This is a genomic window from Fibrobacter sp., assembly GCA_024399065.1.
Classification (GTDB): domain Bacteria; phylum Fibrobacterota; class Fibrobacteria; order Fibrobacterales; family Fibrobacteraceae; genus Fibrobacter.
Window position 1 is genome coordinate 44,774 of the sequence record JAKSIB010000025.1, and the last position, 8,856, is coordinate 53,629.

Sequence of the window (8,856 nt, forward strand, 5' to 3'; positions counted from 1 at the left end):
AAATGGATAGCCTGGGTGACGAATCCTGTCGGGAATTTCTCCGCTGGATGAGTGCTGCGTAATGTCTATAGCGTGATTTGACAAGTGTGTAATAGCAAAACGCCGTACGGTTATTCCGTATGGCGTCTTTTCGTTTGTACAATTTTTAAGGGGGGCTGTTTTTACAGAGCCTTGATTTCTTCAGGAGAGAGGCCTGAAATTTCTGCAATTTCGGAAACGGTAAGCTTTCCTTGCGCCACTAAGGCCTTGGCAATGCGTTGTTTTTCTTCCTTGATCAATTTCTTGCAGCGGATGTTGAGTTCCTGTTCCAGAGTCATGTAAGCCTTCCTTGCTGCGGGATCCATGCGGTACTTTTTAAATATATAGAAATTTTTGTAGCAGAGATCACCCAGCAAAATGTTCGGGTCGCATTCCTCGCGATTCTGGAACTTGTAAATGGCCTTTTCCTTATGGAAGATGTCGTTGGGACAGATGAACAGAATGTATTGTTCCTGTAGTTCTTCGTAATCAGCGCCTTTGACCAAGGCGCCTAACCATCTGCATCTCAATTTCAAATTGCCGCCCCACCTTAGTTGTTTCACCGGCGCTAGAAATTTCTTGGCGAACGTGCTTTTTATGAAAAATTTTGTTTGCTCGGTGTACGCTCGGAAATAAAATTTCCTATGATTGAAGGTGTATGAAGAATTCCATCGATTTCATTGGCGATATTCACGGGCATAGCGAATGCCTGAAGGCTCTGCTGAAGAAGCTGGGCTATGTGGAGCGTGCAGGCGCTTTCCGCTATCCGGGCAATGAACGTATGGTTGTTTTTCTGGGGGATTACGTAGATCGTGGCCCCAATGTTCGTGAGACGCTGAATGTGGTCCGTGCCATGCGTGATGCGGGTTCCGCCATTGCCCTTATGGGAAATCACGAATTCAATATGCTCAGCTTTTGGCAGAAGAACGAAGGCCCCCGCTTTTTGAAAAAGGTGGGTCCGGGTTATCTGCGTGAACATACCTTCAACAAGGTGGCTGTTCATTCCAGGACGGTGGCGGACTTTGTGGGACGCAAGGCTGAATTCAAGGAAATGAAAGAATTCGCCAAGACCTTGCCCTTCTATCTGGAAACGGAAACCTTTAGGGCGCAGCACGCCAGTTTTGACCCGCGGGCCGTTGCGCGGTTGAAGGCCACCGGCATCACTTGTTTTGCAGATGGCGATTTCGAGGAATTGATTTTCCGCGCCAATGATGAAGATAACGAATATGGGGATTCTCTGTTCTGGCCCGTCGATATGTTGCTGAAGGGCCCTGAAATGGAATTGCCTAACCATCAGTTCTTCTTTGATGGGGAAAACGTGAAGCGTTTTAGGACGCGGTTGCGTTGGTGGGTAAATCCTGCGGCCGCCAGCTTGCAGGAACTGAGTTTGCAGCCTGGGGTGACGATGCCCGAGGGGTGCGATGTTGATCCGGAAATCCGTAAGCGTTCTTATTACGGCGAGAACGAAAGGCCGGTGTTCTTTGGACATTACTGGCTTACGGGCGTTCCCCAGCTGATTCGCAGTAACGTTTGCTGCCTTGACTTTAGCGTGGCGGGCCATTTAGGAAACGGCCGCTTGGCGGCTTACCGATTTGATGGCGAACAGCAACTTGATGAAAAAAAGTTTGAATGGATTGGTCGCGAACATGCGTAAGTTCGCTTCTTTGCTTCGAAAATTTGCGTCTATTAAAGTGACCTGTGGTTTGTTGGTGGCGTTTTTGCTGCTGACTTTCTGGGGAATCCTGGGGCAGGCTGCTGCAGGGAACGATGGTGCCGCTGCGGCGACGGAACGTTTTTTCGGAAGCTATTTCATTTGGACCATGGGGGTGGTGCCGCTGCCGGCTTTGAAGTCGCTGGCTGTGGTGGGTGCGCTTCACCTGATTGCCTCCATGATGTACCGAATGCCCTCGGGTTGGCGGAATCTGGGACTTTATGGAATGCACATTGCCCTATTGGTTCTTCTGGTAGGAAGCCTCGTGGGTTCCGAATTTCGCCAAGAGTTTAACGGCTTCCGTGCGGTTCCTGCCGTAGGCGAATTGGCGGACGTCAAGACCCCGCAAAAGATTACCTATTACACCGTTGACGACAGCTTGAATACAAGCTCTGTTGAAGTTGGGGAGGGCTATCCCTACTTTACGTTCTACAAAGGTCAGGTGGATATGATGGGTGTGAAGGTGGACCTTTATACGGCTACCTACGATCCTTTCCATTTCGTGCCTTACGTGTTCATGATTCTTTTCTTGCTGAGCGCTGCGTTTCATTATGTGGCGAAGGTCCGCGGTAGTCGTGGGAACCGCGCAGGGACGGGAACAATTGCTGCAAAGACACTATCGGTGTTCCTGATCGCTATGGTGGGCTTTGTTTGTGCGCCTTCAGCCCAAGCTAATCAAATGATTCTTGTTGGCGAAAACTACCGCCCCTTTGATTCTTTTGCCCGTGGTGTTCTTGATGATTTTTCTGGACGCGTGACTTATAAATGCCGCCAGACAGATTCTTGCCATGGTAAAATTTCTGCAAGCGAAGTTGTTGGAAAAATTGGTGCAGGTTCCGCTGATGCTGCTGAATTTCGCTTGTTTAAGGTTCTTCGCGCCGATGTTCAAAATGCTTTGAATATTCCTGAAAGTGATCGATATGTAAGCTATAACCAGCTGAAAAAATATGGCAACGAACTTGAAGTTTATGCAAGCCGCAATGATGATCATCCTGCCACATTGGAAATGAAACGTTTGCTTGCCAATGTGCATCTTTTTGAAGCTATTCAGCGTGGCGATTTTAGGAAGGCGGATGCGACTCCCGAGCAAAAGAAAACCTTTAAGGCAGAAGTTTTCTACAACCACGCCAACTTTGCCTTGATCGCGTTCATCCTAGCTTTCATCGGTTGTGTCTTGGCTGCAGTCAATTCCCTTTTCAAAAAGCGCGCCCTTGATATTGCGGCGAATTCTGCGGCTGCTGCTGTAGCTGCGACTCTCGCAGTTACTTTTATCCTTCGTTTTTACATTGCCGCCCGTCCGCCGCTTTCTAGTTTGTACGAAATCGTGCTGTTGGTGGCCTTGCTTTTGGAAGCCTTTGAATTCGGTGCATTCCTGTTTTGCAAAAAAAGAACTTTCTCTTTAATCATCCCTGTAACGGCCATGGCCGCGGTGCTTTTGTTCTTTGCCAAGTTTATCTTGGAACCGGGCGATTTGTTCCAGCCTATTCCTGCTGTTTTGAATTCTGGAGTGTTCCTGACCCTTCACGTTTTCTCCATCGCTTTGGGCTACGTGGGTATGATTCTTTCTGGTGTTGTGGCCCATCTGCATCTGTTTCGTTTGGGCCGAATTTCTTCCCTTGAGCATCAAACCTCGAACCTCGCGCCTCTCCTTTACGCCACCCTCGTTTTCGGCGGAGTTTTCACCACCATCGGAACCCTTTTAGGTGGGGTGTGGGCGGATTTTGCCTGGGGCCGTTTCTGGGGCTTTGACCCTAAGGAATGCGGTGCCCTCTTTGTGGTACTTTGGTCCATGCTTCTGTTGCATTTGCGTGGTGGCCGCCTTGTCAGCGAAAAAGGTTTCGCCTTGCTCAATTGCTTTAACGTGATTATCACATTCCTTTGCTGGTTTGGAATTAACCTTTTGGGTGTGGGGCTCCACAGTTACGGATTCCAGAACGGAACGGTAATGTGGCTTTTAATCTTTATTCTAGCTGATCTTGGTGTGATTTTTTATTTGAATAGTCATAACCGGGGAACTTTAAAATTATGATTTATGAATTACGAATTACGAAATGGAAAATCTCGGCGTAGCCGACTAATTTACTCTCGTACATCATAATTCGTACTTCATAATTTTCTAAATTGTATCCCATGCTTCAATGGGACACTTTGCTTTCTGCAACGCGTTACGGACACCCGGCTGATCCGGATCCGAACCGCTCTGATTTTCATCGCGATTACGACCGTATTGTTTTTTCTACCGCTTTCCGCCGCCTTGGCCGCAAGACCCAGGTTCATCCGTTTTCTGTGAACGACCATGTTCATAGCCGCCTGACTCACAGCTTGGAAGTCAGTAGTGTTGGCCGAAGCCTTGCCATTACGGTTTATCATCTGATTAAGCAGCACCTGCCCAAGTATGTGAACGAATACCAGTTCGGTACCATCGTTCAGTCTGCTTGCTTGGCTCACGATATTGGTAACCCGCCGTTTGGTCATGCTGGCGAAGCCGCCATTCGCGAATGGTTCCGCAAGAACCGTAATTCTCCGGCATTACGCGATTTGCGTCCCGAAGAAATTGCTGACTTCGAAAATTTTGACGGTAATGCCCAGGGGCACCGCATCCTGAGTAAGTTGGAATATCATTTTCTTGATGGTGGCATGCGTTTGACTTACGCGACCATCGGAGCCATGATCAAGTATCCGCAGCTTGCCAAGTTCGGTACGCCCACCAGCCTCTTCTCTACGGAAGCTGACCTTTACAGAATGACCGCCTACACTTTGGGTATTCCTGAACTGGAAACCGGCAAGTGGGTGCGTCATCCCTTGGTTTACCTGATGGAAGCTGCCGACGATATTTGCTACAGCATTTTGGATGTGGAAGACGCCATCGAATTGGGCATTCTTTCCTTCGGTGATGTGCGTGGCATGTTCAGCTACTTGTGCGGTCCCGAAGTAGATATTGACCGCGAGTATCAGGAAAACGGACAGAACTTCCGCGACTTCCTCAGCAGTATTCGTGGTCTCGCAATCCAGAACCTCATTGACGATGTTGCAGTGACTTTTGTGAATCATTACGACGAAATCATGGCAGGCGCTCCCATCAAGCATCTTGTGGATTTGTCCCGTTCAGAAGTGATGGAAGGTATCCGCATTGCAAAGCGCCTCGGCGTAGAACGTATCTATCCCGACCGCCGCAAGACAGAACTTGAAGTGGGTAGCTACACCACCCTGAGTACGGTGCTGGACGCTTTCATCAACGGCGTTTACGACTTCCGTTTGAACGGCAAGAATTCTTACCGCGCCGATCGCATTGTCCGCTTGATTGGTCAGGCAAAAATCGGCCAGAGCGTTACCGCCGCCGAAGCCTACCATCAGGTGCTTGACTTTGTCAGTGGCATGACCGACAACTACGCAACTTACCTGGCCCGCCAAATTGGCGGCCTTGCCATGGGTTACTAACGGAGTTGCAGGGTTTCGAAAATGATCTGGCTGTTTGATTACGATCTTACGTTGTACGGTGCCGATGAACATTGCGTCATCGATTCTCTGGATGAACGAATCTCCTTGACCGTTCAGAATGCAACTGGTGTGGATACAGAAACAGCCCACAAGATTCGCAAGGATTACCTGATCCGCTTTGGAACGACTTTGGCTGGCCTGCAGGCCATGCATGGCGTAAAGCCCGATGACTTTTTTGATTTCATCCATCAGCCGGAATTCTTGACTTACCCGAAGCCCTCTCCTGCAAAGCGCAGTTTGATTACTGGCCTTGCTGGCCGTCGTTTCATTTTCACCAATGGTCGTCGTGACTGGAGTGAAGCCGGCATGGAACACATGGGCGTCCGTGATTGCTTTGAAGATGTTTTTGACTTGAAGCAGATGGATTGGATCGGAAAACCCCACGACAGCGCTTATGAAAAGGCGGAAAAGTGGTTGGCAGAACGTGTGCCCGAGGCCTTCTTTGCAAACGGTACCCCGGCGGATCCGTCCCAAATTGTTTTGCTGGAAGATTCCGTGCGCAATTTGGAACCTGCTCATCGCCGCGGTTGGAAGACCATTCTTGTGAATCCTATTCCCGATGTGCCTAGCTGGGTGGATTTCTATGTGCCAAGCCTTTTGCACCTGACCACCATCTTACCGGAACTTGTTCGCGACTTATAACTCACAACTCGCAGTTCCTATCTCGAACCTCGAACCTCGAACCTCGAACCTTATTATGCTTGAACTTTTCTCTATGGGCTTTATGCAAAACGCTTTGGTGGCCGCCGTGCTGGTGGCCATTGCCTGCGGCGTGATGGGTACCTTTGTGGTGGTGAATCGATTGACTTCGCTGTCGGGCGGTGTGGCCCACGCTTCTTTTGGCGGCGTTGGCTTGGCTGCCTTCCTGGGATTTTCTCCCATGCTTGGGTCCCTCGGCTTTGCGGTGGCATGTGCCATGCTGATGGGTGTGCTGACTTGGCGTGACCGCAAGAATTCTGACACCTTCATCGGTATTATCTGGGCGGGCGGTATGGCCTTGGGCGTGATCCTTACGGACTTGACCCCAGGTTATAGCGGCGAGATGATGAGCTTTTTGTTCGGCAGTTTGCTGACGGTTCCTACGGAGTTGTTGTGGTGGATGGGCGCACTGTTGGTTCTGATTCTTGGAGCTGTCGTTGTGAACTATCGGAAGTTCCTGGCCATTTCTTTTGATCCTGAATTTGCCCGAGTGCAGGGCATGCCGGTACTTGCCTACTATATGTTTTTGATTGCCCTGATTGCCTTGACGGTGGTGATTGCTGTTCAAGCGGTGGGCATGATTCTTGTGATTGCTTTGTTGACCATTCCAGGCTACATTGCAGAAAATTATGCCAAGAACTTGACTCAGATGATTTTTATTTCTGTAGGCGTTTCCTTGGTTCTGGTGCTGGCCGGCCTTTTGCTTGCTTGCCAGTTGAACTTTGTAGTAGGCCCCACCATTATCGCCTGCGGCGTCCTTGTCTATGGTGTAGATTTTGCAGTTAAAAAATTGCGTAAGGCATAAAAGGTTTTTTATGAAAAAGAAACTTATTGCATTTTTGTTCATGGTTAATTGCTCGTTGCTCATTGCATCGGCTTTTGCTGCAGCTCCGGAACCTGCTTCCCGAAACAGCTTTAACAACATGACTGTGACTACGGAGTATTCTGAACTCATGCAGGAAAAGAATGCCCGTAACGATTCCCTGTTGCCGGCCCTCGATGGTGACAAGGCCTTCGAGGAAGTCCTCCGCATGAATCCTAACTTTTGGAGCCTTGGCGGCGTCATGAAGAAGGACGAATCCCTGGTGACCAAGCTGAACGCAAAGATTGTCTTTGTGGACGGTATCCGTGAAGAACCGTTCTGCGACCTGGACAAAAAGGGAAGCTCCGCCGGGGAATGGAACGTTCGCATTGGCGTGGACTTTGTGTCTGCAGCGTCCAATACGGTTCATATTCACGTGCAGCAGTGCCTGGATTACATTCGCGACCAGATGGGCTTTGCCGTGAAGAAGGGCGACAAGGTGGTGTTCATTCCGCCGAAGAAAGTTCTGGACAAAATTGCCGAAAGCGAAATTCCCGATGCTATCGATATCGACTTGCAGCAGACCTTGCTGAAGGCTCACGAAGACGTAAACCTTACCGGCAAGTGCCCCAAGGATATCGAAGCCTACATCATCTTGATGAATGTCTACGAACAGGTGAAGAACCAGAAGATGGACTATGTGGTCATCAATGACCAGCTGAACAAGCAACGCAATGGCGGTGGCCGCGTGCAGTCCTGCGCCTTCAGCCGTGAATGGAATAAGAAGTATCAGGAAAGCGCCAGCTTTGAATGCGACATCGACCACGATGAATGCCTCTACCGTCAGGAAAACGATGGCGATTCCCGCTGGTCCATCAACTATGAGGCGGACCGCTTTGAATACATCAACAAGAAGTTCCTGTTCTTCAATCTGAATCCCAAGAGCATTCACAAGGGCGGTACCATGCTGGATCTCCGTTTGATTCGCTTGTCCTCCTCTCTCTATTTGGAAGCTTATTTGAATATGAAGGGTGAACCGGTCACTTTGGGCCTGGTAATTGTCCCGGGTGAAAAGACCATTGAAGATTATGATGACGGCGAGGAAGAAGAAGGCGTGATGTTCGAGTAGCCTTCTTGACCGCCCAAATCGATTATTATATATTGAGATTGAATAAATTAAGGAGAACTTTATGAAGCGTTTTATCAAGGCCTCTTTGTTGGCAGCCATGGTTGCTGCTCCTGTTATGGCTGATGAAGCTTTTGGCGGCATCGGCGTTACCATTTTCCAGCTTCGCAATGGCGTTAAGGTTGCTGAAGTTATTCCGGGTACTCCCGCTGCAGAATCCAAACTGCAGGCTGGCGACGTGATTATCGCTGTGGATGGTCAGAGCCTTGCCCGTCAGGATATTGAAACCTCCAAGGACATGCTCCGTGGCCAGGTGAACAAACCGCTGGAAATCACTTTTGTGAGCGGTGCTGATACTTTGACTTCCGTTATCCGTCGTGCTCAGCTGACTGTGAAGGATCTGGAAGGCGAACAGGTTCAGGCCTGGTATGGCGATAAGGCTTTGTTCAAGGCCGCTGAACTGGAAACCTACGCAAGCGCTACCGAAGGCGACAAGCAGTTGGTGGCTGTGCTTCAGCGTGGTACACTTTTGAAGAAGGATGCTGATCTTAGTGCCCGCGACTTGAACGGCATCTACGTGGAAAAGGCTGAGGAATTTGCTCCTAAGGCTCCTGTTCAGAATATGAACAAGGTTGGTGCCGCAACTCTTAAGGGTATTACTCGTAAGGCTGTGGGCGTCGATCTGAAGGTCGCTGGCACTGCTATCGTGACCATCATGAGTGCCGAAGGCGAACAGGTTGCAGTCCTCCGCCTCGACAATGCTCAGCCGGGCTACAACACCCTGAAGTGGAATGGCGAAAACGTTCCAGCAGGTCGTTACATGGTTACCGTCGAAATCAACGGCTCCATCAGCGGTAAGAACGCTGTGCTGAAGTAATACGGCCAATTCGGTTGATGAAATTTTGAAATAATTATATATTTGGCAAGCCAAATCGAATTTGGCTAAATGCTCGAGTAGCTCAGTTGGATAGAGCATCTGCCTTCTAAGCAGAGGGTCGTGGG

At 49.5% G+C, this 8,856-nt stretch carries 8 protein-coding genes; 7 read left to right on the forward strand and 1 reads right to left on the reverse strand.

Annotated elements, in window-relative coordinates; translation table 11 throughout:
• Nucleotides 1–161: 161 nt before the first annotated feature.
• A complete protein-coding gene (locus MJZ25_11690) occupies nucleotides 162–554 on the reverse strand; it encodes a hypothetical protein (protein ID MCQ2124838.1) in 393 nt (130 codons plus the stop codon).
• A gap of 122 nt (nucleotides 555–676) precedes the next feature.
• On the opposite strand from MJZ25_11690, the gene MJZ25_11695 reads away from it, so the two are divergent.
• From MJZ25_11695 to MJZ25_11725, 7 genes are all read left to right on the forward strand, one after another.
• Nucleotides 677–1,672 (forward strand): metallophosphoesterase, encoded by a 996-nt coding sequence (locus MJZ25_11695; protein ID MCQ2124839.1) that lies wholly within the window; start codon nucleotides 677–679, stop codon nucleotides 1,670–1,672.
• Entirely contained in the window at nucleotides 1,665–3,758 is a 2,094-nt protein-coding gene (gene ccsA / locus MJZ25_11700; GenBank protein ID MCQ2124840.1) for a cytochrome c biogenesis protein CcsA, read from the forward strand. Before MJZ25_11695 ends, ccsA begins: the two co-directional genes overlap by 8 nt.
• Nucleotides 3,759–3,859: 101 nt before the next feature.
• Entirely contained in the window at nucleotides 3,860–5,167 is a 1,308-nt protein-coding gene (locus tag MJZ25_11705; GenBank protein MCQ2124841.1) for a deoxyguanosinetriphosphate triphosphohydrolase, read from the forward strand.
• A gap of 21 nt (nucleotides 5,168–5,188) precedes the next feature.
• Nucleotides 5,189–5,869 carry a pyrimidine 5'-nucleotidase gene (locus MJZ25_11710; GenBank protein MCQ2124842.1) on the forward strand — a complete coding sequence of 227 codons (681 nt, stop codon included), beginning with the start codon at nucleotides 5,189–5,191 and terminating at the stop codon, nucleotides 5,867–5,869.
• 82 nt (nucleotides 5,870–5,951) lie between these two features.
• Nucleotides 5,952–6,731 carry a metal ABC transporter permease gene (locus tag MJZ25_11715; protein ID MCQ2124843.1) on the forward strand — a complete coding sequence of 260 codons (780 nt, stop codon included), beginning with the start codon at nucleotides 5,952–5,954 and terminating at the stop codon, nucleotides 6,729–6,731.
• Nucleotides 6,732–6,741: 10 nt separating this feature from the next.
• Nucleotides 6,742–7,857, forward strand: a complete 1,116-nt coding sequence (locus MJZ25_11720) for a hypothetical protein (GenBank protein MCQ2124844.1) — start codon at nucleotides 6,742–6,744, stop codon at nucleotides 7,855–7,857.
• Nucleotides 7,858–7,918: 61 nt separating this feature from the next.
• Nucleotides 7,919–8,731: a PDZ domain-containing protein gene (locus MJZ25_11725; protein MCQ2124845.1), complete on the forward strand. Its 813-nt coding sequence runs from the start codon at nucleotides 7,919–7,921 to the stop codon at nucleotides 8,729–8,731.
• Nucleotides 8,732–8,856 lie beyond the last annotated feature (125 nt).